Origin of the sequence: Burkholderia metallica, assembly GCF_902832845.1 — a bacterium.
GTDB lineage: Bacteria > Pseudomonadota > Gammaproteobacteria > Burkholderiales > Burkholderiaceae > Burkholderia > Burkholderia metallica.
The window spans coordinates 770,552-796,799 of record NZ_CADFDB010000001.1; the positions used below are offsets into that span (position 1 = coordinate 770,552).

Annotated in this window: 26 protein-coding genes; 19 read left to right on the plus strand and 7 right to left on the minus strand. The window is 68.9% G+C overall.

The genetic code is table 11. The features are described 5' to 3' along the window. The first annotated feature begins 189 nt into the window (after window positions 1–189). Together HWX08_RS03335 and HWX08_RS03340 are read left to right on the plus strand one after the other, a co-directional pair. Entirely contained in the window at window positions 190–552 is a 363-nt protein-coding gene (locus HWX08_RS03335; RefSeq protein ID WP_069260100.1) for an energy transducer TonB, read from the plus strand. Between the two features lie 36 nt (window positions 553–588). Further along, window positions 589–1,200, plus strand: coding sequence for a C39 family peptidase (locus tag HWX08_RS03340; RefSeq protein ID WP_069260099.1), 612 nt, complete (start codon window positions 589–591; stop codon window positions 1,198–1,200). A gap of 65 nt (window positions 1,201–1,265) precedes the next feature. Here HWX08_RS03340 and HWX08_RS03345 read toward each other — a convergent pair whose 3' ends face one another. After that, window positions 1,266–2,951 (minus strand): purple acid phosphatase family protein, encoded by a 1,686-nt coding sequence (locus tag HWX08_RS03345; protein WP_174919324.1) that lies wholly within the window; start codon window positions 2,949–2,951, stop codon window positions 1,266–1,268. A 321-nt stretch (window positions 2,952–3,272) separates the two neighbouring features. Here HWX08_RS03345 and HWX08_RS03350 point away from each other — a divergent pair, with 321 nt between their 5' ends. The 4 genes from HWX08_RS03350 to HWX08_RS03365 all read left to right on the plus strand — a co-directional run bounded on the left by HWX08_RS03350 (window position 3,273) and on the right by HWX08_RS03365 (window position 5,494). Then, window positions 3,273–3,572 carry a YXWGXW repeat-containing protein gene (locus HWX08_RS03350; protein ID WP_069260097.1) on the plus strand — a complete coding sequence of 100 codons (300 nt, stop codon included), beginning with the start codon at window positions 3,273–3,275 and terminating at the stop codon, window positions 3,570–3,572. A 244-nt stretch (window positions 3,573–3,816) separates the two neighbouring features. Continuing rightward, a complete protein-coding gene (locus tag HWX08_RS03355; protein WP_076606012.1) occupies window positions 3,817–4,581 on the plus strand; it encodes an RNA polymerase sigma factor in 765 nt (254 codons plus the stop codon). Beyond that, on the plus strand, window positions 4,578–4,994 hold the full coding sequence (locus tag HWX08_RS03360) for a hypothetical protein (protein ID WP_174919325.1): 417 nt from the start codon (window positions 4,578–4,580) through the stop codon (window positions 4,992–4,994). Before HWX08_RS03355 ends, HWX08_RS03360 begins: the two co-directional genes overlap by 4 nt. Beyond that, a complete protein-coding gene (locus HWX08_RS03365; protein ID WP_174919326.1) occupies window positions 4,991–5,494 on the plus strand; it encodes a periplasmic heavy metal sensor in 504 nt (167 codons plus the stop codon). The genes HWX08_RS03360 and HWX08_RS03365 overlap by 4 nt, the downstream gene beginning before the upstream one ends. A 136-nt stretch (window positions 5,495–5,630) precedes the next feature. Here the strand turns inward: HWX08_RS03365 and HWX08_RS03370 are convergent, their stop codons facing one another. Beyond that, window positions 5,631–6,488 carry an alpha/beta hydrolase gene (locus HWX08_RS03370; RefSeq protein WP_226262653.1) on the minus strand — a complete coding sequence of 286 codons (858 nt, stop codon included), beginning with the start codon at window positions 6,486–6,488 and terminating at the stop codon, window positions 5,631–5,633. A 515-nt stretch (window positions 6,489–7,003) separates the two neighbouring features. On the opposite strand from HWX08_RS03370, the gene HWX08_RS03375 reads away from it, so the two are divergent. From HWX08_RS03375 to HWX08_RS03385, 3 genes are read left to right on the plus strand one after another with little or no spacing between them, the layout of a single operon-like run. Then, window positions 7,004–8,398 carry a DUF1800 domain-containing protein gene (locus tag HWX08_RS03375; protein ID WP_174919327.1) on the plus strand — a complete coding sequence of 465 codons (1,395 nt, stop codon included), beginning with the start codon at window positions 7,004–7,006 and terminating at the stop codon, window positions 8,396–8,398. 2 nt (window positions 8,399–8,400) lie between these two features. Beyond that, window positions 8,401–9,558 carry a DUF1501 domain-containing protein gene (locus HWX08_RS03380; RefSeq protein ID WP_425128434.1) on the plus strand — a complete coding sequence of 386 codons (1,158 nt, stop codon included), beginning with the start codon at window positions 8,401–8,403 and terminating at the stop codon, window positions 9,556–9,558. 60 nt (window positions 9,559–9,618) lie between these two features. Continuing rightward, window positions 9,619–9,840, plus strand: coding sequence for a YXWGXW repeat-containing protein (locus HWX08_RS03385; protein WP_069260091.1), 222 nt, complete (start codon window positions 9,619–9,621; stop codon window positions 9,838–9,840). A 151-nt stretch (window positions 9,841–9,991) separates the two neighbouring features. Here HWX08_RS03385 and HWX08_RS03390 read toward each other — a convergent pair whose 3' ends face one another. Continuing rightward, window positions 9,992–11,185 carry a tyrosine-type recombinase/integrase gene (locus HWX08_RS03390; RefSeq protein ID WP_174919329.1) on the minus strand — a complete coding sequence of 398 codons (1,194 nt, stop codon included), beginning with the start codon at window positions 11,183–11,185 and terminating at the stop codon, window positions 9,992–9,994. A gap of 138 nt (window positions 11,186–11,323) precedes the next feature. After that, on the minus strand, window positions 11,324–12,499 hold the full coding sequence (locus HWX08_RS03395; protein ID WP_174919330.1) for a helix-turn-helix transcriptional regulator: 1,176 nt from the start codon (window positions 12,497–12,499) through the stop codon (window positions 11,324–11,326). Window positions 12,500–12,722: 223 nt separating this feature from the next. Between HWX08_RS03395 and HWX08_RS03400 the strand changes: the two genes are divergently transcribed. After that, window positions 12,723–13,103 carry a DUF4377 domain-containing protein gene (locus HWX08_RS03400; RefSeq protein ID WP_069260088.1) on the plus strand — a complete coding sequence of 127 codons (381 nt, stop codon included), beginning with the start codon at window positions 12,723–12,725 and terminating at the stop codon, window positions 13,101–13,103. A 9-nt stretch (window positions 13,104–13,112) separates the two neighbouring features. Here the strand turns inward: HWX08_RS03400 and HWX08_RS03405 are convergent, their stop codons facing one another. Continuing rightward, window positions 13,113–14,501, minus strand: coding sequence for a DHA2 family efflux MFS transporter permease subunit (locus HWX08_RS03405; RefSeq protein ID WP_174919331.1), 1,389 nt, complete (start codon window positions 14,499–14,501; stop codon window positions 13,113–13,115). Window positions 14,502–14,669: 168 nt separating this feature from the next. On the opposite strand from HWX08_RS03405, the gene HWX08_RS03410 reads away from it, so the two are divergent. Beyond that, complete coding sequence (locus tag HWX08_RS03410) at window positions 14,670–15,530, plus strand: LysR family transcriptional regulator (protein WP_069261157.1); 861 nt, start codon at window positions 14,670–14,672, stop codon at window positions 15,528–15,530. Window positions 15,531–15,567: 37 nt separating this feature from the next. Here HWX08_RS03410 and HWX08_RS03415 read toward each other — a convergent pair whose 3' ends face one another. Next, window positions 15,568–15,918: a VOC family protein gene (locus tag HWX08_RS03415; protein ID WP_174919332.1), complete on the minus strand. Its 351-nt coding sequence runs from the start codon at window positions 15,916–15,918 to the stop codon at window positions 15,568–15,570. Between the two features lie 258 nt (window positions 15,919–16,176). Here HWX08_RS03415 and HWX08_RS03420 point away from each other — a divergent pair, with 258 nt between their 5' ends. The 8 genes from HWX08_RS03420 to HWX08_RS03455 all read left to right on the plus strand — a co-directional run bounded on the left by HWX08_RS03420 (window position 16,177) and on the right by HWX08_RS03455 (window position 24,651). Continuing rightward, window positions 16,177–17,316 (plus strand): LLM class flavin-dependent oxidoreductase, encoded by a 1,140-nt coding sequence (locus HWX08_RS03420; RefSeq protein WP_069261156.1) that lies wholly within the window; start codon window positions 16,177–16,179, stop codon window positions 17,314–17,316. A gap of 163 nt (window positions 17,317–17,479) precedes the next feature. Next, on the plus strand, window positions 17,480–18,673 hold the full coding sequence (locus HWX08_RS03425; protein WP_069260086.1) for an acyl-CoA dehydrogenase family protein: 1,194 nt from the start codon (window positions 17,480–17,482) through the stop codon (window positions 18,671–18,673). Between the two features lie 10 nt (window positions 18,674–18,683). Beyond that, window positions 18,684–20,444 (plus strand): FAD-binding protein, encoded by a 1,761-nt coding sequence (locus HWX08_RS03430; protein WP_174919333.1) that lies wholly within the window; start codon window positions 18,684–18,686, stop codon window positions 20,442–20,444. Continuing rightward, entirely contained in the window at window positions 20,441–20,959 is a 519-nt protein-coding gene (locus HWX08_RS03435) for a flavin reductase family protein (protein WP_069260084.1), read from the plus strand. Before HWX08_RS03430 ends, HWX08_RS03435 begins: the two co-directional genes overlap by 4 nt. A gap of 35 nt (window positions 20,960–20,994) precedes the next feature. Further along, the gene (locus HWX08_RS03440; RefSeq protein ID WP_174919334.1) at window positions 20,995–21,174 is read left to right on the plus strand and encodes a hypothetical protein; all 180 of its coding nucleotides are present in this window, start codon (window positions 20,995–20,997) and stop codon (window positions 21,172–21,174) included. A gap of 10 nt (window positions 21,175–21,184) precedes the next feature. After that, the gene (locus tag HWX08_RS03445; RefSeq protein WP_174919335.1) at window positions 21,185–22,219 is read left to right on the plus strand and encodes a ferredoxin--NADP reductase; all 1,035 of its coding nucleotides are present in this window, start codon (window positions 21,185–21,187) and stop codon (window positions 22,217–22,219) included. 39 nt (window positions 22,220–22,258) lie between these two features. Next, window positions 22,259–23,845, plus strand: a complete 1,587-nt coding sequence (locus tag HWX08_RS03450; protein WP_279610497.1) for a FadD3 family acyl-CoA ligase — start codon at window positions 22,259–22,261, stop codon at window positions 23,843–23,845. Window positions 23,846–23,877: 32 nt separating this feature from the next. Further along, window positions 23,878–24,651, plus strand: coding sequence for an SDR family NAD(P)-dependent oxidoreductase (locus HWX08_RS03455; RefSeq protein ID WP_174919337.1), 774 nt, complete (start codon window positions 23,878–23,880; stop codon window positions 24,649–24,651). 54 nt (window positions 24,652–24,705) lie between these two features. On the opposite strand, the gene HWX08_RS03460 is transcribed toward HWX08_RS03455, so the two are convergent. Beyond that, window positions 24,706–25,431 carry a lysozyme inhibitor LprI family protein gene (locus tag HWX08_RS03460; RefSeq protein WP_076606011.1) on the minus strand — a complete coding sequence of 242 codons (726 nt, stop codon included), beginning with the start codon at window positions 25,429–25,431 and terminating at the stop codon, window positions 24,706–24,708. Between the last annotated feature and the right edge of the window lie 817 nt (window positions 25,432–26,248).

Below are 26,248 nucleotides of genomic sequence, written 5' to 3' on the forward strand. Positions count from 1 at the left end.
ACCCGGTGAAGCTCACCCTGTCGACGCCCGCGTGACGGCCGAGCGGCGCGTGAGCAACGGGTGGCATGCCGGTCGCGGTGCGCGACGACGGTCCTGTCGCCATGTGCATCAGACGCGTGCGCCCGTCGCGGTATAGTCACGCAGCCGTCGCCGCATGCATCGAATCCCATAAGACCAACCAGAGGCGCCATGTCGAACCGCTCAATGCTTGTCGTTTCAGCCGCCACCTTCGCCGCCTTCGCGCTTTCCGGCGTCGCGCATGCCGAAGCGCCCTACGTCCAGGCAAGCGAAGTCGCGCGCTGCACCCGGATCGATTCCCGCGACGTCCCGTATCCATCGAGTGCGCGCCGGGCCGGGCAGAGCGGGGAGGTGACGGTCGGCGGCGTCGTGCTGCCGGACGGGACGGTGTCGGACGTGACGTTGCTGGAGAGCAGCGGTCATGCGGAGCTCGACGCGGTGGTGACAGCGGCGTTCACGCGCATTCACTGTAGCGCCGACGGCGGCGCACAGCCGATTCGCATGAAGCAGAAGGTCACGTTCTCGTTGATGTAGCCAACTGTCCACATCGCGCTTTCAGAGAGGAAAGCCATGAAAGAAGTGCCGTATTTCTCGCAATGGGAATCGTCGCACCTGGTCTCACGGTTCGTGTCCCGCGAGCTGCGTTCGGAGGACGACCCGTTGTGGCATCGCTCCGGTGCGCGCACGCCGGAAGAATATGCGCAGTGGAGCCCGAACATTTGCGGCATCGCGTGCCTGAAGATGCTGCTCGCGTACCGCTCGAACACGATCGTGCCGTTGCTCGAACTGGTTCGCGAAGCCGTCGGGTTCGGCGTGTACCGGCCGGAACTCGGCGATACCGGCAAGCGCCTGCATTACCGGCCCTTCGTGCACTGGGTGCGCGAGCGGTACGGGATCGACGGCGACGTCGTCGAAGATATCGATTCGGCCGCACTCGAATCGAAGCTCCATGACGGCCACATGCTGATGGCGTCGGTTCATCCCGGCATCCGGCACGACGGGTTCGAGCCGCCGTCGCGCGGCGGGCATCTGGTGCTCGTGTTCGGCGCGAACCGCGACACCGGCGACTGGCTGTTCCACAACCCGTCCGGATTCGACGTGCGCACGCAGCAGGGCGTCGCGATGCCGCGCGCGACGTTCGACCGTTATTTCGCGAACCGCGGCATCCTGATCGCCCCGTGACGTTGCGCACGCAACCAATCGTTCGATGAAGCATCAGGCGCCCGCCGCAACGGGCGCCCGCGCGATCACCGGCCGTTGCGCTTCTTGCTCAGCTCGATCGTCTCGAACAGCACGTAGTCGGCGCTCGGGTGCTGGTCGGCGCCCGGCGCGTGGTAGTAGCGCATCGTGATCGTCGTGCGGCCGCCCGGTTTGCCCGGATCGTGGTCGAACACGGCGATCCCGTAGCCGGTGCCCGTATCGCGCCGCGCGGACCAGATCGCATCCTCGAGTGCGTCGGCAGGCTGGCGCACGAACGTATTCGGCGCCGTGCCGGGCACCGGCCGGTTCGGCTTCGTGAACACCTTCGCCTGCGCAAAGCCGGTCGCCGGGTTCTCGCCGTACACGTCGAGCGGCGCGCTGGTGCCGCCGCCGCCGAGGATCAGGTGGATCGTGCCGTGGCTCGTGTCGAACGTCGTGCGATCCGGATCGTTCGAGCCGACGGGGCGCGGCTGCAGCGTCTCGACGACTTCGCCCGTCTTCGCATCGACGCCTGCGCGGTGATTGCAGCCGCGCACCGGGTAGCTGCGCTCGTAGTCGTGATCGTGGCCGCACAGCACGAGATCGACGCCGTAGCGGTCGAACAGCGGCAGCCATGCTTCGCGGATGCCCTTGTCGGAGCCGTTGCCCGTCTTCGATGAACTGAGCGCGTCCTGGTGCATCTGCACGACGATCCAGTCGATGTCGTCGTCGTGCGCGGCATGACGCAGCGTGTGTTCGAGCCAGCGCGTCTGCTCGCCGTTGCTGTAGCCGCGCACGTAGAACGACGTGCCGGGCTCGATCGGCGCGCGGCCGGTGCTCGCGGCCGGCACGAGCGGATCGGGGCCGCCGACGAACGCGGCGGCGTCCTGGTACACGACGTCGTCGGCGTCGAGCGACACGAACAGCACCGAGCTCACGCGGAAGCTGTACCAGCGGCCCGGGAAGCGCGTGCCGTTCTCCGGCAGCGTATAGCGCGCGAGATACGAGTCGAGCCCCTGTGGGCCGTTGTTGAACTCGATCTCGTGATTGCCGGGGCAGGGCATCCACGGACGGTTGGCGGCCGACGTCTGGTTGTTGTTGCCGAAATCGCGCCACACCTCGGGCTGGTGCGCGGGGTTCAGGTTCGCATAGCAGAGGTCGCCGTTCAGCAGGTGGAACAGCGGCTGGAACTGCTCGACGGCCTGCACCGCGAAGCGGCTCTGCGGCGACGACAGCACCCAGGCGCCGTTCGGCGTCGCGAGGTCGCCATAGCTCGTGAAGCGGAACGGCGCGCGGCCGCGCGGCGCCGTCGAGAAATTCGCGGAGAACGGCTGTGCGGCGTTGCTGTCGTTGTCGGCCGTGATCTCGTAGCGGTAGCGCGTATTCGGCTTCAGCCCATGCACGCGCGCGTGGTACGCGAATACGGTCTCGCCGTTCAGGCCGTCGGTGTACAGGCGCTGCACGCCGTGCACGGTGCGCGCGGGCTCGCCGTCGGCGACGATGCGCGCGCGCGGATTGACGGCCGGCGCGAGCGAGGCCCACGAGATCACGACTTCCGACGTCGGGTCGTTGCCCCACGTCAGATGGACCTGTTCGGGCGTGCCGTCCGGGTTCGACGCGGCCGCCCGGGCCGCCGCGAGACTACCGGCGGCGGTGGCGAGGCCGGATACGCCGGCGAGTTTCAGGAAGCCGCGGCGCGAGACGGACGCGGCCGGCTCGTTCGGCTGGATCGGAGAGGTGTCCTGGTTCGACATGGTCGGTGTTTTCGTGGGTGGAGACGCGAGATGCGGAACCGCCCGGCCGCGCGCGAACGTGGCCGGGGCATGAGCCGGAAACGAGCGGGATCCCGGTGGCGAACATTGTCGAAGGGCAGTTTTGCCGGGTTGTGACAGCACGGCAACCCCGTTGGGCGTGGGCGATTGCCCGGACGGGCGGATCGCCGCTTCCGGGCTGCGGCGACGCACGTCCGGTTCGACCGAAATTTATTTGCCGGCATCGCGACGGATTTTTTCCTCAGCGCCGTTTAACGCATGAACGGCCGCTTCCGGTCGATACCTGCTATTTCGGAGTCTTACATGAAGCTTTCCATTCCATTGCGGTTCGCCACGGCATGCGTGGCCGCGCTGGCTGCGTCCGCCGCGTTCGCGCAGGCCGTCATCGTCGCGCCTTATGCGCCGCCGCCGCCCCGCGTCGAAGTGATGCCGGCGCCGCGCGCGGGCTACGTGTGGGATCAGGGCCACTGGCACTGGCGGCAGGGCCGCTACGTGTGGATTCCGGGCCACTGGCAAGTGGTTCGCGTCGGCTATCACTGGGTGCCGGGTCACTGGGCCGCGCGTGGGCCGGCATGGCGCTGGATTCCCGGCCACTGGGCCTGATGCGCACGCCGCCGCCCGGCACGCGATGCCGGCGCGCGGCGCCTTCGCCACATCATGAGTCGCAGCCATGCCTTTTCGAACCGTGCTGATACTGGCGGCCGCAGCCATCGTGCTGGCCGGCTGTGTCGTGGTGCCGGCGCGCCCGGCCTATTACCGGCCCGCGCGCGTCGTCGTATATTGAGCGCGCCGGCCGCCGCTCGCGCGAACGCGACCGGGCGGCCGGCCTCCGGTCGACCCGATCGCCATGCGGCCTGAAACGGATACCGATGAAACGGATCTTGCCGATCCCGTGCGCGATGCGCACGATGATTCCGAACCGCCGGTGTGGCGGGGCCGGGTAATGACACGGCGCACGCAAGGAGAACACGACGATGAGCTTCGGTCTGCCGGCGGGCGCACCTACGATCGCGCCGCGGCACAGACGCGCGACGCGCTGGAGCGCCCCGCGTTGAGCGGCGGCGATCCGGACGCCGAGCTGGTGGCGCGGGTCGGCGCGCGCGACGCGTCGGCCGTGCGCGCGCTCGTCGCGCGCAAGCTGCCGCGGCTGCTCGCACTCGCGACGCGCATGCTCGGCGACCGCACGGAAGCCGAGGACGTCGCACAGGAGACGTTCTTGCGGATCTGGAAACAGGCGCCGGGCTGGCGCGAAGGCGACGCACGGTTCGACACGTGGCTGCATCGCGTCGTGCTGAATCTGTGCTACGACCGCTTGCGCGGCCGCCGCGAGGAACCGATCGACGTATTGCCCGACGTACCCGACCCGCAGCCGGAGCCGGCCCTGCGCGCGCAGGCCCGCGCGCGCGACGCGCGCGTGCGGCAGGCGCTCGCGGCGCTGCCGGCGCGGCAACGCGAAGCGCTGGTGCTCCAGTACTATCAGGACCTGTCGAACGTGGAGGCGGCCAACCTGATGGGCATTTCCGTCGACGCGCTGGAAAGCCTGCTTGCGCGTGCGCGACGAAACTTGCGCGCGCAACTGGCCGGCGATTCACCTAGCGAGGACATCCGATGACACCCGAACGATTTCGTACCATCGTCGCCGCGTACGGCTCCGATGCGCGGCGCTGGCCGGACGGCGAGCGCGCGGCCGCCGAGGCGTGGGCGCACGCGCATCCGGGCGATGCGCTGGCGGCGCTGGACGAGGCCGCCGAACTCGATGCGTGGCTCGCCGACGATACGGTCGCACCGCCCGCGCCGTTGCTCGTCGAGCGCATCGTCGCGACGGCGCCGGCCCCGCGCCGCGCGCGGCGGCGGGGTGCCGTGTGGTGGTCGGGCGCGGCATTCGCGGGCGTGGGCCTGGCCGGGGCGCTCGCGGGCGCGGTGGCCGTGTCGATGCTGATGCTCGGCAGCGTGCCTTCTTCGCATGAGCCGGGCTATCTGACAACGACGTTCGGCGGGCCGAGCGTGGACTGGAGCGATGAATGAGCGAGCGCAGCTGGAAATTCATCCTCGTCGGTTCGGTCGTGCTGAACGTATTCATGCTCGGCGCGATCGGCGGCGGCGCGTATCAGTGGTTCTCGACGCATCGCGACCTGCGGGCCGCGGGCGTGCCTGCGTCGCGCACCGCATTGCGTTTCGCCGCGGACGAATTGCCCGAGTCGCGCCAGCAGGCATTCGTCGCGGCGCTGAAGGCTGCGCGCAAGGACGGTCGCGATTTCGCGCGGGAAGGGCGTGACGGCCGGATCACCGTGCTGGATCTGCTCGCCGCGCCGCAACTCGACCGTACCGCGATCGACGCCGCTCTCGATCGCACGCGGGCGGCCGATACCGCGCTGCGTGCGCAGGTCGAGCGCAGCGTCGTGGATTTCGCGGCGACGCTGACGCCGGACGAACGCATGAAGTTCGTCGACGGGTTGCGGCATAGCGGTAACTGGCGGTTGCCGCCGAAGTTGCAGAAGCAGCAGGACGACTCGGCGAGTCGGTAAATCGGTTAGCACACGCCGCGCGGGCGACGGGCGGCGGCGTGCAACGCGTACGCGGAGTGTCGATCGACAACGCTTGCAGGCACGCTTCAGCGAAGCGTCGCGAGGCAACTGCGACGGCGCTACGCTGCGCGCACGTTCAACGTGCAAGCATCCACGCGGAGATCGAGTCGACCACGCCGCTCTCCAGGCCATTGAAGCCGTGATAGGCAAATGCTTCGCACGGATCGCCCCGGGACGTGCCGCCCGACACGATCATCAGCTCGGCTTTGGGCGACGCATCCAGTTTCTTCATCAGCGCATCCGTTTCGGACACCGGACAATGTTTGCAGCCGTCATTCTCGTGGTGAACGACGAGCACCGGAATTCTGAGGCTGGCAAGGTTCATGTCCGTGACCGCGGTGCCGCCTCGATCTTCGCGGAGGATGGTGGATGTCAGCACGATACCGTCGGGCCCGCCGCCGCCGGCCAGCGCGATCGCAATGGCAGCGGCGGACTGGGTGCCGCGGCTCGTCCCGACCAGCCAGACAGGTACGTGCAGTTGCTCCCGCAACCACGCGATCACGGCACGCGCGTCGTCGGCGTGTTCCTTCGAGAGTCGAAAGCCGTTGAGGTAGGGCGCGGATTGCCGGTCGCTCGGTGCGTCGATGACCGCGACGGCGATGCCGTCCTTCACGAACAACTGCCTGGTTCGGACGAGAAAGTTGCCTGCGCCCCATCCGAACCGTCCGGACGGCTCCAGTTGCAGCCCGCCGTGTCCGCCGGCATAGAGAATGGCCGCGGCCTTCGGTGCTTCCGGCGCGATGAAGAGAAACCGCTGAGTCACGCCGGGACGGGTCGGGATGTCGACCACCCTGGGCGGGTTCTGCGCATGTGCCGGATAGCCGTGTAGCGTCAGCGTGACCGCAAGCAGCCACGCGCGGGTCCAGTGCGAGGGCGCACGCATCGAGCCGAAGCAAAGAAACTGCGCACGCAAGCTGACGGGAAGAGTGGGCATCGTAGCGGTGGCCGGCGCAATTCGTCGTGGCAGGCGGGAATGCGGCGGCTTCTCCTGGTCAATGTAGTGGCGCCACGTCGACGCGAGGCGAGGCGTGGCGAGCGGTGGCTGAATGAACGGTCGCTTTCCTTTCGACGCGCGACGCCCAATGCGATTCGATGAACCGAACGATTTCGCTGTTATTGCGCTCGAGGGCGCGCGCGTCGTCTTTCATGCGAACGCCGTTACACGAGTCTAGGTCGCTTTCCGCGAAGGGCAAGCGCCTGGCGGCTTCGACGCGGCAAGCGGTGATTCGCAGATTTGGGCATCCGCCGGCGAGCATGCCGATCCGAGCCGGTCGGGTTGGTGAAAAGTGAAAAGATTCGTTGCAACCTTCAGTCGAATTCGTGATTGAAATTCGAGCGGCAACACGCACGCATTCAAGGCCGCGAGACAAACCCGAAATATTTGCGTTCCGCGCGACGGATTTGCCGCCGGCCAGCGTTAAACACGGGTACGCATCGCGAGAACCCGTCATGGACCACCCGAACGACATCACACCGGCCGCCATTGCGCTGAACCGCTTCGGCCTCGGCGCGCGGGCCGACGACGCGCCGCCCGCCGACCCGAAGGCGTCGCTCGTCGCCCAATTCGACCGCTACGACCCACGGCCGCCCGCGTGGGCCGGCGAGCCCGACGCGGTGGCGCTCGCCACGCGCTTCGCGAACGCGCGCAATGCGATGACCGGCAACGATCCGGCCAAGAAGCGCGCGACCGAGCAATCGATCCGGCGCGACGGTTACGACACGTATCGCAGCGCCGTCGTCGCGCGGATGAACAGCGCGCTGGGCACGCCCGCGCCGTTCGTCGAGCGGCTCGTGCATTTCTGGGCGAACCATTTCGCGGTGTCGGTCGACAAGGGCCCGGTGGCGGCCTATGCGGGCGCGTTCGAACGCGACGCGATCCGCCCGCACGTGCTCGGCCATTTCGAGGACATGCTGGTCGCCGTCGAACAGCATCCCGCGATGCAGCTCTTTCTCGACCAGGCGCGCTCGGTCGGCCCCGACAGCCCGGCCGCGCTGCGTGCCGAAGCCCGCAATCCGTCGGCCAAGCGCGGGCTCAACGAGAACCTCGCGCGCGAAATCATGGAACTGCACACGCTCGGCGTGCGCACGGGCTACACGCAGGCCGACGTGACGGAATTCGCGCGCGCGCTGACCGGCTGGAGCATCGCCGGCGGGCGCGGCCCGCAACCGGGCGATGCGGCGCCCGGCGCGTTCGTGTTTCGCCCGAAACTGCACGAGCCTGGCGTGCGGATCGTGATGGGGCGCCGCTACGAGCAGCCCGGCGAAGCGCAGGCGCGCGCGATCCTGCACGACCTCGCGCATTCGGAGGCGACCGGCCGGCATATCGCGTTCCAGCTGGCGCGCCATTTCGTCGCCGACAATCCGCCGCCCGCGCTGACCGATCGGCTCGCCCGCGCGTTCGACGCGAGCGGCGGCGATTTGCCGACCGTCTATCGCGCGCTCGTCGAGGCGCCCGATGCGTGGGCGCCGGTCAACCGCAAGTTCAAGACGCCGTGGGAGTGGGCCGTGTCGTCGCTGCGCGGCCTCGGCTGGCGCGACACGGGCGACCTGAAGGTCGCACCGCTGCTCGCGCAGCTCGGCCAGCCGGTGTGGCGGCCCGGCTCGCCGGCCGGTTACGACGACGTTGCCGCGAGCTGGGCCGCGCCTGACGCGCTCGTGCGCCGCGTCGAGCTCGCGCAGCGGCTGGCCGCGCGCACGGGCGACCGGCTCGACCCGCGCACGCTTGGCAACACGCTGCTCGCCGGTTCGTTGAGTGCGCCGACGGCCACCGCGCTGTCGCGCGCCGAAAGCGCGACCACGTCGCTCGCGCTGCTGCTCGTTTCGCCCGATTTCCAACGGAGATGACCATGGCACTGTCCCGCCGACAATTCCTGAGCGTGGCCGCCGCCGGCGCGGGCGCGATCCTCGTTGCGCCGCGGATCGTGTTCGCGAACGTCGAGACCGATCGACGCTTCGTGTTCGTGATCCAGCGCGGCGCGGCCGACGGCCTGAACATCGTCGTCCCGTATGCGGAGCCCGCGTATGCGTCATTGCGCGGCCCGCTGGCGATCGACACGTCGGCCGCGACGCGGCTCGACGGCACGTTCGCGCTGCATCCGTCGCTCGTGCAGACCGCGCAGTTGTACCGCGACGGGCACGCGTTGTTCGTTCATGCGATCGCGTCGCCGTATCGCGACCGCTCGCATTTCGACGGCCAGAACGTGCTGGAGACGGGCGGCCGCGCGCCGTACCAGGTGAAGGACGGATGGCTGAACCGGCTCGCCGCGCTGCTGCCGGCGTCGCGCGAAAACGCGATCGCGTTCGCGCCGACCGTGCCGCTCGCGTTGCGCGGCACCGTGCAGGCCGCGTCGTACGCGCCGTCCGGCTTGCCCGCCGCGCCGGACGACCTGCTCGCACGCGTGTCGGCGCTTTACGAAGCCGATGCGCAGCTCGGCCCGCTGTGGCAATCGGCGATGGATGCGCGCGGCCTCGCCGGCGACGCGCATGCGCGGCAGGACCCGGCGGGTGTCGGCAAGCTCGCCGCGACGTTTCTCGCGCGCGACGACGGCCCGCGCATCGCGATGATCGAGACGGGCGGCTGGGACACGCACAGCGCGCAGAACGCGCGGCTCGCGAATCAGTTGAAGGCGCTCGATACGATGCTCGCCGCGCTGCGCGACGGCCTCGGGCCTGCGTGGCAGCAGACCACGGTGCTGGTCGCAACGGAGTTCGGCCGCACGGCGGCCGCGAACGGCACGGGCGGAACCGATCACGGGCAGGCGTCGGTCGCGATGCTCGCGGGCGGTGCGGTGGCCGGCGGCCGCGTGATCGCCGACTGGCCCGGTTTGCGGCCGGGCGACCTGTACGAAGGGCGCGACCTGAAACCGACCGCGTCGCTCGACGCGCTGATCTCGGGCGCCGCCGCCGAAAGCCTGCGGCTCGATCCGCATCGCACCGCGTCCGCGCTGTTCGCGGAAAGCGGTGTGACGCGGCCGATGAGCGGACTGGTGCGCGGAACCGCGTGACGCGCGGCGTGGCCGCTTCTGCACCGAATCCATCCACAACACGACAAGGGAGAATCCACGATGTCGAAGATCCGAACCGTTTCGCTCACCGTACTGGTTGCGGCCAGTGCGGCGCTGATGTCCGCATGCGTGGTCGAACCCGCGCGGCCGCCGCAGCCGGCGCCCGTCGTCGAGGTGCCGCCTCCAATGCCTGCGCCGGGCTATCGCTGGGCGAAGGGGCATTACCGGTGGGCCGGCAATCACTGGGCCTGGGTGCCCGGGCACTGGGTGGGCGTGTACTGATCGACGGGACGTGCCGAGCGTTCCGGTCGACTGGCAGGTGAAAAGCGACCGCGCAAAATGTCGCGGCAACGGCGGCCTCGGCGGGCTCGATCTCGCTCACTGAGCGCGGACCTATGGCGCGAGTCCGGGGCTCCATCAGATCGGTACGCGCCTACCACCCGATGCGATGCTTCTCCTCCGTCTCGCGATGCCGCCAGTCGTCGTCCGCGTGCAGGTACTGGCTCGTCGTCGTGAGCGACGCATGGCCGAGGTTGTCGCGCACGAGCCGCAGGTCGACGCGGCCGTCGGCCATGTGCGAGCCCGCGCTGTGGCGCAGCCAGTGCGCGGACGCCTGTTCGAGCACGCGCGCCTGCTGTTCGCCGGCTTCGCCGTGCGCGCGCAGCCGGTCGGCCGCGTGCCGGAACACCTGCTTCACGATCCGGTGCAGCGCCGCGCGCGTGAGCGGCTTGCGCGCGTGGCCGACCGGCAGCACGAGCGGCGTGGGCTCGCCGTCGGACGGCAGCGCGGGCAAACCATGCGCGCGCCGGTAGCGCGCCAGCTCGGCCATCATTTCGTCGGTGGCCGGCACGAGCCGTTGCCGGCCGCCTTTGCCCGTCACGTCGAGCCACCAGCGGTCCCGCCCGTCCGCATCGCGCCGGCAGAAGAACTGGCCCATCGTCGTATCGGCCGCTTCGGTGATGCGCAGCCCGCCGAGATACAGCAGCGTGAACAGCCAGCGCGCGCGATCCGCATGGAAGCTCGCGCGTGCGTCGTCGCGCGGCATCGCGGCGATCGCGTCCTTGACCGACTGCCACAGCGGCTGCCCGAGATGGCGCGTGACGCGCGGCGCGGGCCGGCGCTGCCGCTGCCGCGACAACGCGAGCGGATTGCCGGCGAGGTAGCCGGCCTGCACGAGCCACGAGAACATCACGTTCAGGATCACCAGTGCCTGCCGCTGGCTGGCCGCCGACAGCGGCCCGTAGAACGGCCGCCAGCGCGGATCGTCGCGCGGATGCTTGCGCCCGCCGTTCGCGCACCACAGCTCGGCCGGCTCGGGGGCGAGCAGGAACTGCCGGTAGACGATCAGGTCTTCGTGCGTGAGCGACGACAGCGGCTTGCCGCACGCGATCACGGCCCACAGCAGCAGCCGTTCGGCTTCCTTCCGGTAGTTCTGGAACGTGGTCGGCGTATCGACGAAGCGGGCGAGCCACGCGCGCACCGCGTCGAGATCGTTGGTCGCGGCAATCTGCGGATGCGCGCCGTTCGAGCGGTTGGTGCCCGCGCGTCCGTCGAGCGCGGCCGGCACGGTCAGCGCATCGATCGGCAGCGGGCGCAGCGCGGGGGCGGACGGAACGGGTGAGGTCATGCGAAGCGGGGTGCGCCGGGCGGATCGCACGCACGTGAAAGAGCGGACGAACGCAGCGCGATCGGGCATATCGGGAAGCGTCGATGGTACACGATCGCCGCGCGGTGAACCGCTGCCGTGACGACGGCAGCGCGCGTGTCACCCCAGTGTCAGCACGCTGTTGAGCAACGTCCTGACGAGCGTCGCCTGCCGCGTGACACCCGTCTTCGAAAAGATCGCACGCAAATGCGAGCGCGCTGTGTTCTTGCTGATCGCGAGCGCGTCAGCTGCTTCCTCGAGCGTCTGCCCGTTGACGAGCGCGAGCGCCAGCGCGGTTTCGGCCGGCGTGAGATCGAACAGCTTGCGCACGATGTCGTGCGATGCCTGCGACTTGCGCTCGGCATCGCGGATGAAGATCGCGCACGCCGGCCGGCGCGGATTGTCCTCGGACCATTCGCTGAGCGGTACCGCGCGGATCAGCACGCCGAGCGGCGGCTTGCCGGACGGGCGCGGCACGGCGATCGCCTGCGCGACCGACGGTGCGCCGCCCGCGCGCTCCGCAAGCACCTGCCGGATCAGCTTCTGCAGCTTGCGGTCCTCCAGCGGATACGACGCTTCGAGCGCGTCGCCGCGCACGCGCAGGCCGTCGCATTCGGCGAAGATTTCGTCCGCGACGCAGTTGGTCTTCATGATCGCGCCGCGCTCGTCGAGAATCGCGGTGGCGACGAGCATGCGGTCGATCGCGCTCGCGTACAGCGTGCGCTCGGATTCGACCACCCCGAACTTCGCGTGCAGCCGCACCGCGCGCTTCAGATGCGGCAGCAGCGCGTTGCACACGGCCTTGTCGGTCGCCGTGAACGCGCGGCCGCGATGCGGGCGGCACACGCGGAAGCGGCATTCGATGCCGTCGGACGTGCGCAGGTCCGCGCCCATCAGGTACCCGACGTCGAACGGCTCCAGAAACTCGCGATACATCGCGCTGCCGCGCCAGACGCTGATGCCGAGCAGCTCGTCGACGGTGACGACGCGATCGCTCGGCAGGTTCACGAACGGATCGAGCGCGTAGTAGTAGGTGTTGTACGACGCGACGCCCGACAGCGGCGCACTCGCGTCGGATGCGTTGATCATCAGCCCCGCGTGGCCGTCGGCCGGCCAGCGCAGGATCATCGTCACGTAGTTCGCGTGCAGGTGCATGCGGATCTGCTCGAGCGCGGCGCCCCACGGCACGTCTTCGAGCGGGCCTTCGTAGAGGGTCGTGAGCAATGCGTCGAACTGCTCGAGCGTCAGTTTCGACTGGGCAAGGTGCGGCGGCAGGGCCGCGGGCGCCGTGGTCATCCGGGTTGTCTCCTGTTGCGGCCGCCGGGTCGCAAGGCGCCCGGCGTGCAGGTTCGGACCGTCGGCGGCGATGCGCGCGGCGGACCCGGAACACGGTAACGTGTCGGGGCGTACCGGACATCCCACGAATGAGGGTGGTCGAGCGTGTTTTGTAAGGTATTTGTGAACTTTCGAGCCGTGCCGATCGTCTAACCGGCCCTCCAACGCTCCAGAGGAATCTCCGATGATTCACACAACCCGAATGCTGCTCGGCGCGGCCGTCATCGCCGGCAGCACGCTCGTCGCCGGATGCCAGACCGACGCAGCCGCCACGGCGCCGAACGCGGCGCGCCCGGCCGACGGCAAGCCGGTGACCCGGACCGTCTACGTCGCGCCGCAATCCGCGCGCTGCACCGGCGTCGCGCCGATGGAGTGCCTGCAGGTGCGCAGCAGTCCGAACGAGCCGTGGAGCCTGTGGTACGCGGGCATCGAAGGCTTCGCGTACCAGCCCGGTTACCTGTACACGCTGGAAGTCGACGAATACCGCGTCGCGCAACCGCCGGCCGACGGTTCGTCGATCCGCTGGGTGCTCAAGCGCGTCGTCGAGCGCCGTCCGGCGAACTGACGGCCGCGCTCACGCGGATGGGCGCGCCGCCGCCCCGGCCGGCGGCGCGGCCGTATCGATGCGCCGGAACACGGCGGACGACAGCAGCGTCACCGTACCCATGCACACGAACGACAGCATGAACCCGTGTGCCATCGAGCCCCGCCAGGCGCCGAACAGGTTGACGAGGCCGCCGCCGATCGACACGCCGAGCCCCATCGCCAGCATCTGCATCATCGTGAACAGGCTGTTGCCGCTGCCGGCGTCGGCATGCGACAGCCCCTTGAGCGTCACGCCGTTCATCGCCGCGAACTGCATCGAGTTCGCGGCGCCGAACACGATCAGCAGCGCGCCTTCCAGCACCGGCGCGGGCCGCGCCGACACCAGTGCGAACCCCGCGATCGCGCCACCGACGATCGCCGTGTTCACGACCAGAAATGCCGCGTAGCCGAAGCGCTTCACGAGCGGCGCGATCCATCTTTTCGCGATGACGCCCGCGATCGCGGCCGGCAGCATCATCAGCCCCGACTGCAGCGGCGTATAGCCCAGCTGCACCTGCATCAGCAGCGGCAGCATGAACGGCACCGAGCTCGTGCCGATCCGGCACAGCAGGTTGCCGAGCAGCCCCGACCCGAAGTTCGGCTCGCGGAACAGCCCGAGCCGGAACAGCGGCTGCGCGCGCCGCCGCGCGTGCGGCAGGTACGCAAGCGCGCTCGTCAGGCCGAGCACGGCGAGCCCGGTCGCCCACGCGGCGCGATGCGCAGGCATCGGCGGGTCGATCGCGAGCGACAGCGCGATCATCGAGACCGACAGCAGCGCACAGCCGACGAAGTCGAACGGCGGCGGCTGCTGCGCTTGGTCGTGCGGCAGGTAGCGCTGCACGGCGAGGAAGCCGACCACGCCGACCGGCACGTTGACGATGAACACCCAGTGCCACGAAATCGCCTGCGTGAGCCAGCCGCCGAGCGTCGGCCCGACGATCGGGCCGAGCTGGCCGGCGATCGACACGAACGCGATCGCCGCGACGTACTGTTCGCCCGGCACGCGCCGCAGCACGGCGAGCCGCCCGATCGGCAGCAGCATCGAGCCGCCGATGCCCTGCAGCGCACGCGCGGCGACGAGCTGACCGAGCGTATGCGACGCCGCGCAGCCGATCGACGCGAGCACGAACACGAGAATCGCGAGCGAGAACACGCGGCGCGTGCCGAACCGGTCGGCGAGCCAGCCGGACGCCGGCGTGAGCATCGCCATCGTCAGCGTATAGACGACCACGACGGGCTGCATCGCGAGCGGCGACGCGTGCAGGCTTTGTGCGATCGAAGGCAGCGCGGTGTTGACGATCGTCGTGTCGAGCGACTGCATGAAGAACGCAGCGGCGACGATCCAGAGCAGCGCGGAATGTGTGGGTTCCCGGGACATGGCGAATTCGGTGGTGCAAAGGCCGGCGCGGGAGGCATCGTTACGGCCGTTACGCGATCGTGCGGCGCCTGCCGGTCTTCGAGCGCTCGATGGTACCGATTCCGGTGGTCATCGGGAAGCTGCCTCAAGTCGTTGACTGTCATCGGCAATGCCGATGACAATGCCGGCATGCTCAATCCCGTCTGGCTCAAGACGTTCGCGACCGTCACGAACTGCCGCAGCTTCACCGAAGCGGGGCGGCAGCTCGGGCTCAACCAGTCGAGCGTCAGCGAACACATCCGTCGTCTCGAGGAGAGCGTCGGCCGGCGGCTGTTCGTGCGCGATACGCATTCGATCGCGATGACGGCCGACGGCGAGGCGCTGCTCGTGCATGCGAACGTGATCCTGCAGGCGCTGAACCGCGCGGAATCGCAATTCCGCAAGCCGCGGCTGCAGGGGCGCGTGCGGCTCGGCGCGTCGGACGACCTCGCGCTCGTCGCGCTGCCGGACGTGCTGGCCGGGTTCCGCGCCGCGCATCCGGACGTCGCGCTGGAGATCACCACCGGCATGACGAGCCGGCTCTACGAACTGATGGATGCGGGCGCGCTCGACCTGATGATCGGCAAGCGGCGGCTCGGCGAGCGGCGCGGCACGCCGTTGCTGCGCGCACGGCTCGAATGGGCCGCGCGGCCGGGCACCGTCGTCGATCTCGAGCGGCCGTTGCCGCTCGTGCTGGTGGCCGAGCCGAGCGTCACGCGCGCGGTGGTGCTGAACGCGCTCGCGGAAAAGGGGATCGGCTGGGAAGTCGTGTGTTCGAGCAGCAGCCAGCCGGGCTGCATCGCGGCCGCGCGGGCCGGGCTCGGGCTGACCGCGACGTCGCAATACCTGTCCGCGCGCGGCCTGGCGCCGCCCGTGAACGTCGACGGGCTGCCCGCGCTGCCGGACGTCGAATTCATCGCGCTGGCCGCGAAACGGCTCAGCCAGCCGGCCGGCACGCTGCTCGAACTGCTGGAAACCAGCGACCTGCGCGCGTCCGGCGAGGACGTTTGACGCCGGGTGCGCAGGCGCCGCATGCGGCGTGCGTGCGTCACGTCGCCCGTTTCTGGGAAATCACGAGCAACGCGCCGTTTTTGTCCTCCAGCACCGCGCGGTATTCGTGCGGGCCGGCCTGCACGGGCACGCGCACCGAAGCACCGGCCTTCACGACCCGCGCCATCGCCGCATACAGATCGTCGTCCTCGTCGACGCGCAGCGTGAGCGCCGCGCGCTCGACGATCTGCTCGTCGCCCGCGACCAGTGCGATCGTCAGCGGGCCGCCGTCGAGCGCGCAATAGCGATCGCCGTCGCGGAACTTCACGTTCAGGCCCAGCCCGTCGACGAACAGCGGCAGCGCCGTGTCGATGTCGTCGACCGGATACAGCAGCATCGAAACCTTCATTCCCTCTCTCCGTTGTCGTTGGCCGGCGCGCGCAACGCGCCGCCGTTCGATGCTAGCGCGGCGTTCGCCGCGTCACGCAGTCCGATCGGATGACGGTGAAACCCCTCTGTCCGCGCACCCGTGCCGGTACTCCGAACAGACGATGCCTGCGCCCGTCCGCGCGCCGACACTTCCATTCGTGGACCGTCGCGCTTCGTCCGTATCGTGCGGGCGGGCTGCACGACCCCGACTCGTCCAACATACATGGAGACGCACGCAATGAAGTTTTCCCTCATCTACGAAGCCCAGACCACCGACGCATCGCGCGAGGGCGACCACCGGGTATTCAAGGAGACGGTCGAACAGGCGCTGCTCGCCGAGCAGGTCGGCTTCGACACGATCTGGTGCGTCGAGCACACGTCGCTGACCAACTATGCGCACATGAGCGCGCCGGAAACCTTCCTTGCCTACCTGGCCGGCCGCACGACGCGCATCGGCCTCGGCCACGGGGTCGTGTGCCTGCCGCCGGCGATGAACCACCCGATCAAGGTCGCGGAACGCGTCGCGCTGCTCGACATCCTGTCGGGCGGCCGCGTGCACTTCGGCGTCGGCAAGGGCGGCAGCCAGCAGGAAGCCGGCGCGTTCGGCTACGACCTCAACGAACTGCAGCCGATGATCGACGAATCGATGTACCTCGTGCCGAAGATGTTCGTGCAGGACGAGATCGAGCACGACGGCAAGTACATCAAGATCCCGAAGCGCCCGATCCACCCGAAGCCGTTCCAGGACCCGCACCCGCCGATGTATCTCGCGTGCACGAACACCGATGCGCTGCTGCGCGCCGGCCAGCGCGGGATGGGCGCGCTGGTGCTCGGCTTCGGCGGCCCCGACGAAGTCGCGAAGAAGAATGCCGTGTATCGCGAAGCGTGGGCGAACCGCAAGCCGGAAGACCAGGTCGGCTTCCGGCCGACCCAGCACCTCGCGGCGCTGTGCCCGACGGTCGTGATGGCCGACGGTCAGGCGGCCCGCAAGATCGGCATCCGCGGCCAGCGCTACTTCATGGAATCGCTCGCGTACTGGTACACGGGCGGCGAGCGTCCGGACCCGGCGAAGTGGGGCGACGATCTCGTGCAGGCCGACACCGGCGAGATGGTGATCCGCTCGCGCTTCGCGTCGGAGGAAGTCGTGGTCAATTTCGCCGACCCGGCGCTCGCGATGATGAACCCGAACCACGCGTACGGCACGGTGGACGACTGCATCGGCTACGTCGGCCGCCTGCAGGAAGCCGGCGTCGACGAAGTGCTGTTCCTGTGCCAGATGGGCACGGTGCCGCACGACGCGCAGATGGAGACGATCCGCAACATCGGCGAGCACGTGATCCCGTACTTCAACCGCGAGAAGGCGCGCGCCTGCGCGTGATGCATGCGGCCGCGGCCGTCGTCCGGTCGGACGATGCGGCGCGCTCGCGCGAAGCCGACCATCGGGGGTGGCGAGCATCGCCCGCGGCCCGGCCGCACCGAACCATTTTGAACGAGAGCGGGAAAGGCGCCGCGGCGCATCACCCGCTTCACAGGAGACATTCGTGCATCGCGACAACGATTCGAACGCACTGGCCGCCACGCTGATCGCCCGCGCCGAGGCGCTCGCGCCGACGCTGGCCGCCCGCGCCGCGCAGGCGGAAGCACAGGGCCGCATCCCGGCCGAGACGATCGCCGACATGCAGGCCGCCGGCTTCTTCAAGGTGCTGCAGCCGAAGCGCTACGGCGGCTACGAGCTCGATCCGCAAGCGTTCTTCGACATCCAGATGGCGCTGGCGCGCGGCTGCATGTCGACCGCGTGGGTGTACGGCGTCGTCGGCGTGCACAACTGGCAGCTCGCGCTGTTCGATGCGCGCGCGCAGCAGGACGTATGGGGCAACGACCCGGCCACGCTGATCGCGTCGACCTACATGCCGGTCGGCCGCGTGACGCCGGTCGACGGCGGCTTCCGCCTGTCGGGCCACTGGAAGTTCTCGAGCGGCAGCGAACTGTGCGAATGGGTGTTCCTCGGCGCGCTGGTGCCGCCGGCCGAAGCCGGCCAGCCGCCCGAATACCGCACCTTCCTGCTGCCGAAATCCGACTACCGGATTCAACAGGACTGGGACGTGCTCGGCCTGCGCGCGACGGGCAGCCACGACATCGTCGTCGACGACGTGTTCGTGCCCGCATACCGCACGCACAAGGCGATCGACGGGATGATGGGCACGAGCCCGGGCCTCGCCGTCAACGATGCGCCGCTGTTCAAGCTGCCGTTCGCGCAGATCTTCGTGCGCGCGGTGTGCACGTCGTGCATCGGCGCGCTGCAGGGCGCGCTCGACGATTTCACCGGCTATGCGGCCACCCGCGTGTCGGCCAACAGCGGCGCGAAGACGACCGACGATCCGGGGGCGCAGAACGCGTGCGCGAACGCGGCCGTCGCGATCGACGAGATGAAGGTGCTGCTCAAGCGCAATTTCGCGGAACTGATGGCGTCGGTCACCGGCGGTCCGGCCGTGTCGATCGAGCGCCGCGTGCATTTCCGCTACCAGTCCGCGCAGGTCGCCGAGCGCTGCGCGCAGGCCGCGAACGCACTGCTGCGCTACGCGGGCGGTAACGGCATCTATCACCGCAATCCGCTGGTGCGCCGTTTCCTCGACCTGCATGCGGCCCGCGCGCACTACGCGAACAACGTGGATCGTTTCGGCCAGAACCTCGGCGCCGTGATGCTCGGCCGCGAGAACACCGACTTCTTCATCTGACGAGGCCGCAATGAACGACCCGCAAGCACAGCAATACGTGTTCGACGTGGTGGTCGTCGGCTCGGGCGCGGGCGCGCTGCTCGCCGCGTGCCGCGCGGCCGACCACGGCCTGGCCGTCGTCGTGATCGAGAAGACGGCGCTGTACGGCGGCACGTCGGCCGTCTCGGGCGGCGGCATCTGGGTGCCGTGCAATCACCATATCGCCGAGCTGGGCGCGACCGATTCGCGCGAGGCCGCGCGCGGCTATATCGAAGCCTGCGTGGCCGGCGAATCGACGCCCGAGAAAATCGACACGTATCTCGACCGCGCGCCGGAAATGCTGCGCTACCTGGAATCGAACACGCCCGTGCGTTATCAGGCGCTGCCGAAGTACGCGGACTATTTCCAGAAGGTGCCGGGCGCGATGCCGGGCTATCGCGCGCTCGATCCGCTGCCGTTCGACGGCGCGCTGCTCGGCGACGAGTTCGACCGGCTGCGGCCGCCGTCGCCCGGCACGCTGATCGGCGGGCGTGTCGCGGTGACGTCGAAGGAGGCGCATACGCTGTTTTCGCGCGGGCCCGGCTTCATGAAGCTCGCGCTCGCACAGTTCGGCCGCTACTGGCTCGATATCGGGATGCGCCGCCGCACGCGGCGCGACCGGCGCCTGACGCTCGGCAACGCGCTGATCGGCGGGCTGCGCCGCGCGCTGCTCGACCGCAACGTGCCCGTGTGGCTCGACACGCCGATGCGCGACCTGCTCGACGACGACGGCCGTGTGACGGGCGTGCGTGCGCAGCGCTTCGGGCAACGCGTGACGATCGTCGCGCGGCGCGGCGTGATCCTCGGCGCGGGCGGTTTCGAGCGCAACCAGCCGATGCGCGAGCGCCATCTGCCGCAGCCGACGCAGTCGCAATGGAGCGCGACACCGCCTGCCAACACCGGCGACGCGATCGCCGAAGGCCACCGGCTCGGCGGCGCGCTCGCGCTGATGGAGCACGTGTGGGGCGCGCCGACGGTCGGCGTCGCCGGCGAGGAGAAGCAGCGCGCGCTGTTCGTCGAACGCAACCTGCCCGGCTGCGTGATCGTGAACCGCCTCGGCAAGCGCTTCGTCAACGAAGCCGCGCCGTATTCCGAATTCGTGCCGGCGATGTATCGCGACCATGCGCGTACCGGCGCGAACGTGCCGGCGTGGATGGTGTTCGACGCGCGGTTTCGCCGCAAGTATCCGTGCGGGCCGATCATGCCGGCGTCGATGATGCCCGATGCGCGGATTCCGGCCGAATTCCGCGACGTGCTCGTGAAGGCCGACACGGTCGACGCGCTGGCCGCGCGCATCGGCGTCGATGCGGCCGGCCTGCACGATACGCTGCGCGACATGGCGCGCTATGCGGCAACCGGCGTCGACGAAGCGTTCGGCAAGGGCGACAACCTGTTCGACACGTACTACGGCGATCCGCGCAACGAGCCGAACCCGTGCCTGGGGCCGGTCGACCAGGCGCCGTTCTACGCGGTGCGGATCGACGCGGGCGACATCGGCACGAAGGGCGGGCTCGTCACCGACGCGCACGCCCGCGTGCTGCGCGCCGACGGCGAGCCGGTCGACGGGCTCTACGCGATCGGCAACACCAGTGCCTCGATGATGGGCGCGAGCTACCCCGGCGCGGGCTCGACGCTCGGTCCGGCGATGACCTTCGGGTATCTCGCCGCCGACCACCTGGCTGCCCGCGCAGCCGACGCCGAAGGCCGCCTCGCCCGGCGATCCACGACTGAACCCGACGGAGTCCGATCATGAGCGATCTCACCACCCATCCGCTGCGCACCGACATGCTGCTCGCGATGCGCCGTCTCGCGCGCTCCGTCACGGTCATCAGCAGCGCGCACGACGGCCGGCGCTACTCGATGTCCGCGACGGCGGTCGATTCGCTGTCGACCGATCCGCCTTCGCTGCTGATCTGCATCAACCGCAGCGCATCGCTGTATCCGCCGCTCGACGCGGGCGCGGGGTTCTGCGTGAACGTGCTGTCGGCGGCGCACGAAGGCATCGCGATCGACTGCAGCGGCCGCCTGAAGGGCGAAGCGCGCTTCACGACCGGCGACTGGCAGGCGTCGGCGCACGGCGTGCCGTATCTGCGCGACGCGCAGGCGAGCCTCGTGTGCGAGCAGGACGGCCGCTTCGAATACGGCACGCATACGGTGTTCATCGGGCGCATTCGCGAGGTGCTGATGAGCGGCGACGTCGATCCGCTCGTCTATCTCGACGGCGCGTACACGACGCCGGGCGCGCCGGTGAGCCGCGCGGCCGCGTGACGCGCGTGTTTCATCGCACCGGAAAGAGACGACACATGACACGCAGACTGAACCGCGACCACACGAACGATGCGCACACCACGATCCTGCAAGCACTCGCGAGGACGATCGGCGGCGCGAGCGCGCACGTGCTGAATGCGTTTGCGTGCGTCGCGCCGGCGCTGGCGTCGACGCAAGCGTATCGCGCTGCCGGCGACACGGCCGGCGCGGCATGAGGAGCGGGCGATGAGCGATTCCCGTTTTCACCGGCTGACCGTGGCCGACGTGATCGCAGAAAGCGACGACGCGTGCTCGTTCGTGTTCGACGTGCCGGCTGCGTTGCGCGACGCGTTCGCGTACCGGCCCGGGCAGTTCCTGACGCTGAACGTGCCGTGCGCGGATGCGAGCGTCGCGCGCTGCTATTCGCTGTCGAGCGCGCCCGGTATCGACGCCGCGCCGAAGATCACCGTCAAGCGCGTACGCGACGGCCGCGCGTCGAACTGGCTGTGCGACCGCGTGAAGGCGGGCGACACGCTCGACGTGCTGCCGCCGGCCGGTGTGTTCACGCCGCGCACGCTGGACGGCGACCTGCTGCTGTTCGCGGGCGGCAGCGGCATCACGCCGGTGCTGTCGATCCTGAAATCGGCGCTCGTGCACGGTCGCGGGATGCTGACGCTGATCTACGCGAACCGCGACGAGCGTTCGGTGATTTTCCGCGACGAACTGCAGCAGCTCGCGCACCGTCATCCGGGCCGGCTGCGCGCGATTCACTGGCTCGACAGCGTGCAGGGCATCCCGCAGCAACGCCATCTCGAGGAACTCGCGCGGCCGTTCAGCAGGCAGGAGACGTTCATCTGCGGGCCCGCGCTGTTCATGGAGAACGCGCTCGCCGCGATGCTCGGCCTCGGGCTGCCGCGTGCGCGGGTGCACGTCGAGCGGTTTGCGTCGTTGCCCGATGCGCCGGCGCAGGCCGATCCGTCCGCGACGGCAGCCGAGGCCGGCGACGGCGCGGCGATCGAGACGGTCCTCGACGGCGACGCGTTCGCGTTCGACAGCGCACCCGGCGAAACGCTGCTCGACGCGATGCTGCGCGCGGGCGTGCCGGCGCCGAATTCCTGCCGGATGGGGCAGTGCGGCGCATGCATGTGCCGGATCGAGCGTGGTGAAGTCGCGCTCGACAGCAACCACGTGCTCGACGACGACGAGATCGCGGCCGGCTGGACGCTCGCCTGTTGCGCGCGGCCCGCGAGCGACGCGCTGCGCGTGGTGTTTCCCGACTGAGCCGCGGCGCGCCGGCGGCGCGCACGGCCACCCTGATCTATGACGATGGACAACGAAATCCTGACCACGCCCGCGCTGATCGCACGGGCAGCCGCGCGCCACGGCGCGCATCCGGCGATCGAGTCGGAACACGGCCGGCTGACCTACGCGGAACTCGATGCGGCGCGCGTCGACGCGGCCCGCGCGCTGCTCGCGAGCGGCATCGACGCGGGCGACCGCATCGCGGTGTGGGCGCCGAACCTGCCGCAGTGGATCGTCGCGGCGCTGGCGATCCACACCGTCGGCGCGATCCTCGTGCCGGTCAATACGCGAATGAAGGGGATGGAGGTGGGCGGCATCCTGCACGACGGCGGCGTGCGGCTGCTGTTCTGCTGCGGCACCTTCCTCGGCGAATCCTATCCGGCGATGCTCGCGCCGCACCGGCCCGCGACGCTCGAACGCGTGGTCGTGTTCGACGGCGAGCCGCCCGCCGGCGCGTGCGACGAGACCTGGAACGCGTTCCTCGCGCGCGGCGCCGCGGTGCCGCTGGCGGCGGTGCGGGTACGCGAGGCGCAGGTCACGCCCGACACCGTGATGGACCTGATGTTCACGTCCGGCACGACGGGCCGCCCGAAAGGCGTGATGACCGCGCACGGCCAGAACCTGCGCGCCGCGCAGGCGTGGGCGGCGATCGCCGGCGTGCGCGCCGACGACCGCTACCTGATCGTCAATCCGTTCTTCCACACGTTCGGCTACAAGGCCGGCTGGCTCGCGGCGCTGTCGAGCGGCGCGACCGTGCTGCCGCATCTCGTGTTCCAGCCGGCCGACGTGCTGCGGCGCGTGGCCGACGATCGCGTGTCGGTGCTGCCCGGGCCGCCGACGCTGTACTACGCGCTGCTCGACGCACCCGATCGCGCGCGGCACGACCTGTCGTCGTTGCGGATCGCGGTGACGGGGGCGGCTGCGATCGCGCCGAGCCTGATCGAGCGGATGCGCGCGGAGCTCGGCTTCGAGACGGTGCTGACCGGCTACGGGCTGACCGAGTCGTGCGGTTTCGCGACGCTGTGCCGGCAGGGCGACGATGCCGAGACGGTCGCCTGTACGTCCGGCCGGCCGATGCCGGACGTCGAGCTGCGCATCGCGGGGCCGGGCGGCGCGCCGCTCGGGCCGGACGAGACCGGCGAGATCTGGGTGCGCGGCTACAACGTGATGCGCGGCTACTTCAACCAGCCGGACGCGACGCGCGAGACCGTCGATGCCGACGGCTGGCTGCATACGGGGGATCTCGGCTGCGTCGATGCGAACGGTAACCTGAAGATCACCGACCGCATCAAGGACATGTTCATCGTCGGCGGCTTCAACTGTTATCCGGCCGAGATCGAACGGCTGCTCGCCGCGCATCCGTCGATCGCGCAGGTGGCGCTGGTCGGCGTGCCCGATCCGCGGCTGGGCGAAGTCGGGCACGCGTATGTCGTGCTGCGGCCGGGCGCGCATGCCGACGCGGACGAACTGAACGACTGGGCGCGCCGCAACATGGCGAACTACAAGGTGCCGCGCTATTTCACGTTCGTCGAGCAGCTGCCGACGAGCGCCGCCGGCAAGGTGCTGAAGTACCGCCTGCGGGCGCAGACCGAGGCGGCGGCCTGAGCGCCGCCGCGACACACGAACGGGGTGAACGCATGAACGACAACGGGTTTCCGCAGGGGGCGGTACTGGTGTTCGGCGGCAGCGGCGGGATCGGGCAGGATGTCGCGCGCGAGTTCGCGCGGGCCGGCGTGCCGGTCGCGGTGGGATACCGCAGCAAGGCCGACGTGGCCGAGCGCGTCGCACGCGACATACGCGACGAAGGTGTCGCGGCCTCCACGCACCGCGTGGACGTGACCGATCCCGCGCAGGTCGACGCCGCGCTCGCGGCTGCGATCGGCGCGCATGGCCGCGTGCATACGATTGTGTGGGCGGCCGGGCCGTTCGTGAACCAGCGCCATATCGGTGACATGACGCACGACGACTGGCGCCGTGCGATCGACGTCGAGACGGTCGGTTTTTTCAACGCGGCGAAGGCCGCGTTGCCGCATTTCCGCGCGTCGGGCGGCGGATCGTTCGTCACGCTCGGCTCGGCCGGGCACCTGCGCTGGCCGGATCGCGACGGGCTGTCGGTCGCGCCGAAGGCGGCCAACGAGGCGCTGGTCAAGGGGCTCGCGCGCGAGGAAGGCCGGCACGAGATCCGCGCGAATTCGATCCTGGTCGGCGTGATCGAGGCCGGGATGTTTCCGGTGCTGCTCGAACAAGGGCAGTTCGACCAGGCGTGGATCGACGAGACGCAGAAGATGCTCGCGCTCAAGCGCTGGGGGAAGGCGCCCGATATCGGGCGGGCGGCGGTGTTTCTCGCGTCGGATCGGGCGAATTACATCACCGGGCAGCAGTTGAATGTGTCGGGCGGGTATGGGTTGTAGCGAGTGCGAAGACGCCTGCTCGGACGAGCAGGCGTCGGCGTCGCTTGAGCCGCGTCAATTGTCTTGAACGTTAACATCGCCGGTTTGGGCGATCTTCGTCAGAACGCGCTTCTGATACGCATACCACGATGTCAGACATTCCTTGTCGCGACAATTTTTCTCACGAAAATTCCATTGTTTGCGTGTCCGCTCAACAAAGGCAGCCTTGTCGATGACGGCGTCTTTCGCTTGTTGGTAAGTCGCGGCCAGATCTCGATCTGAAGCCGCAAGATCGGGATCGTGACAGATCAAAAATTCCGGAATGGACTTGGCTTTAGCACAGTCGAAGCTGGTTTGTTGCAGGGGGGAGGCTGCAGCGTCGCTTGCGGGTTGATTTGCCACTGGCTGCGCAACAGGTAAATTCGATGGTGGCGAGAGCGTCGTAGTCGCTGATTGTTGAGACTGGGGCAACGTTGCCGTGCGTTGACCATAGGGCGTCAGCTGCCCTGACATCGCGTCTTCGATCATTGCGCCGATCAGCGAATTGGGTACAACCCGTATGGTTTCAGTTTTTACAACCGAATCGCCGGCCATGGTTTGCGACTTGGCGAAATTGCACGGGGCTGAACACGTAATGCGATTCGAAATATTCGGATTGTCTTCATCGACCAGGAGCAGAATATAGCTTCCATCCCTCAGGCCCACATAGCGCATCATGACAAGCGCCTTCGTGGCCTTTCCTGCTCTCACGTCGTCTTCACTAAGTGCAGGCTCGTAACCATACGTGCCATCTTGGCTCATTGCGTAGTTGTGTGAAGGGGGCGGAGGCGCAGGGGCCACCACTGGGGGCGGTTGCTGCGGCGTGGAAGTGTCGCTGGATGAATTGGGACTTGTCGTTGACGACTGAGCACTGTTGTCGGATTGTTTCGAATTGCAAGCAGCAACAGTGGCTGCAACCAACAAAAGAATTGCGATGTGTTTCACATTTTCCCCGCTAGTCGATTTGTCTTATAAATTGCCGATGGTTGCCGCGGATGTTCGAGGTGAGGTGCGTCGCCTGCAATTTTCCGTTTGCCGGATTGATTTATAAATCGGATCGGTCTTGGTTGATGGATTGTATCAAGGGGCTCCGTTCGGATGGTGATCTAGAAAGCCAATAAATCTTAAGTATTAGATACCCGCCGGCATCCGTATTCACCCTGCATCGCCACGCGCGATCGCGCATCGGCCTCGCGCTCGACGGGCGCGAGGTCACATTCTTGCAACGCATTCTTCGATGCGTTGCGTCACACACCCTTGACGGCAACGGCGACTCCCGACCGCTGAAGGCCGTTCAGCCTCGTTCCGCGCGCATTGCGGCCTCGATGGACGGCGCGGCAGGTCGCGTGTGCCGGCATCGCTCGCCGAATCACGATGCGTTCCTGAAACATTTCCTCCGATGACAAGCCGCGTGACCGCCCGTGTTCGGCGCTCACGCTTGTCGCGCTTCGGTTTGCGTCGCATGGCATGCGCTTTGCGGTTGACCCGGTGCCGCCGGTGCGAACGAAATGGGCAACCACGATGAACGCATCGCCGGCATGCAACGACATCGAAACAAACGGGGAATCGGATCGGGCCG

Bases quoted from the DNA above. Each gene is read 5' to 3' on its own strand.
- HWX08_RS03335 (WP_069260100.1), top strand. From the start codon at position 190: ATGTCGAACCGCTCAATGCTTGTCGTTTCAGCCGCCACCTTCGCCGCC.
- HWX08_RS03340 (WP_069260099.1), top strand. From the start codon at position 589: ATGAAAGAAGTGCCGTATTTCTCGCAATGGGAATCGTCGCACCTGGTC.
- HWX08_RS03345 (WP_174919324.1), bottom strand. From the start codon at position 2,951: ATGTCGAACCAGGACACCTCTCCGATCCAGCCGAACGAGCCGGCCGCG.
- HWX08_RS03350 (WP_069260097.1), top strand. From the start codon at position 3,273: ATGAAGCTTTCCATTCCATTGCGGTTCGCCACGGCATGCGTGGCCGCG.
- HWX08_RS03355 (WP_076606012.1), top strand. From the start codon at position 3,817: ATGCGGCCTGAAACGGATACCGATGAAACGGATCTTGCCGATCCCGTG.
- HWX08_RS03360 (WP_174919325.1), top strand. From the start codon at position 4,578: ATGACACCCGAACGATTTCGTACCATCGTCGCCGCGTACGGCTCCGAT.
- HWX08_RS03365 (WP_174919326.1), top strand. From the start codon at position 4,991: ATGAGCGAGCGCAGCTGGAAATTCATCCTCGTCGGTTCGGTCGTGCTG.
- HWX08_RS03370 (WP_226262653.1), bottom strand. From the start codon at position 6,488: ATGCCCACTCTTCCCGTCAGCTTGCGTGCGCAGTTTCTTTGCTTCGGC.
- HWX08_RS03375 (WP_174919327.1), top strand. From the start codon at position 7,004: ATGGACCACCCGAACGACATCACACCGGCCGCCATTGCGCTGAACCGC.
- HWX08_RS03380 (WP_425128434.1), top strand. From the start codon at position 8,401: ATGGCACTGTCCCGCCGACAATTCCTGAGCGTGGCCGCCGCCGGCGCG.
- HWX08_RS03385 (WP_069260091.1), top strand. From the start codon at position 9,619: ATGTCGAAGATCCGAACCGTTTCGCTCACCGTACTGGTTGCGGCCAGT.
- HWX08_RS03390 (WP_174919329.1), bottom strand. From the start codon at position 11,185: ATGACCTCACCCGTTCCGTCCGCCCCCGCGCTGCGCCCGCTGCCGATC.
- HWX08_RS03395 (WP_174919330.1), bottom strand. From the start codon at position 12,499: ATGACCACGGCGCCCGCGGCCCTGCCGCCGCACCTTGCCCAGTCGAAA.
- HWX08_RS03400 (WP_069260088.1), top strand. From the start codon at position 12,723: ATGATTCACACAACCCGAATGCTGCTCGGCGCGGCCGTCATCGCCGGC.
- HWX08_RS03405 (WP_174919331.1), bottom strand. From the start codon at position 14,501: ATGTCCCGGGAACCCACACATTCCGCGCTGCTCTGGATCGTCGCCGCT.
- HWX08_RS03410 (WP_069261157.1), top strand. From the start codon at position 14,670: ATGCTCAATCCCGTCTGGCTCAAGACGTTCGCGACCGTCACGAACTGC.
- HWX08_RS03415 (WP_174919332.1), bottom strand. From the start codon at position 15,918: ATGAAGGTTTCGATGCTGCTGTATCCGGTCGACGACATCGACACGGCG.
- HWX08_RS03420 (WP_069261156.1), top strand. From the start codon at position 16,177: ATGAAGTTTTCCCTCATCTACGAAGCCCAGACCACCGACGCATCGCGC.
- HWX08_RS03430 (WP_174919333.1), top strand. From the start codon at position 18,684: ATGAACGACCCGCAAGCACAGCAATACGTGTTCGACGTGGTGGTCGTC.
- HWX08_RS03435 (WP_069260084.1), top strand. From the start codon at position 20,441: ATGAGCGATCTCACCACCCATCCGCTGCGCACCGACATGCTGCTCGCG.
- HWX08_RS03440 (WP_174919334.1), top strand. From the start codon at position 20,995: ATGACACGCAGACTGAACCGCGACCACACGAACGATGCGCACACCACG.
- HWX08_RS03445 (WP_174919335.1), top strand. From the start codon at position 21,185: ATGAGCGATTCCCGTTTTCACCGGCTGACCGTGGCCGACGTGATCGCA.
- HWX08_RS03450 (WP_279610497.1), top strand. From the start codon at position 22,259: ATGACGATGGACAACGAAATCCTGACCACGCCCGCGCTGATCGCACGG.
- HWX08_RS03455 (WP_174919337.1), top strand. From the start codon at position 23,878: ATGAACGACAACGGGTTTCCGCAGGGGGCGGTACTGGTGTTCGGCGGC.
- HWX08_RS03460 (WP_076606011.1), bottom strand. From the start codon at position 25,431: ATGAGCCAAGATGGCACGTATGGTTACGAGCCTGCACTTAGTGAAGAC.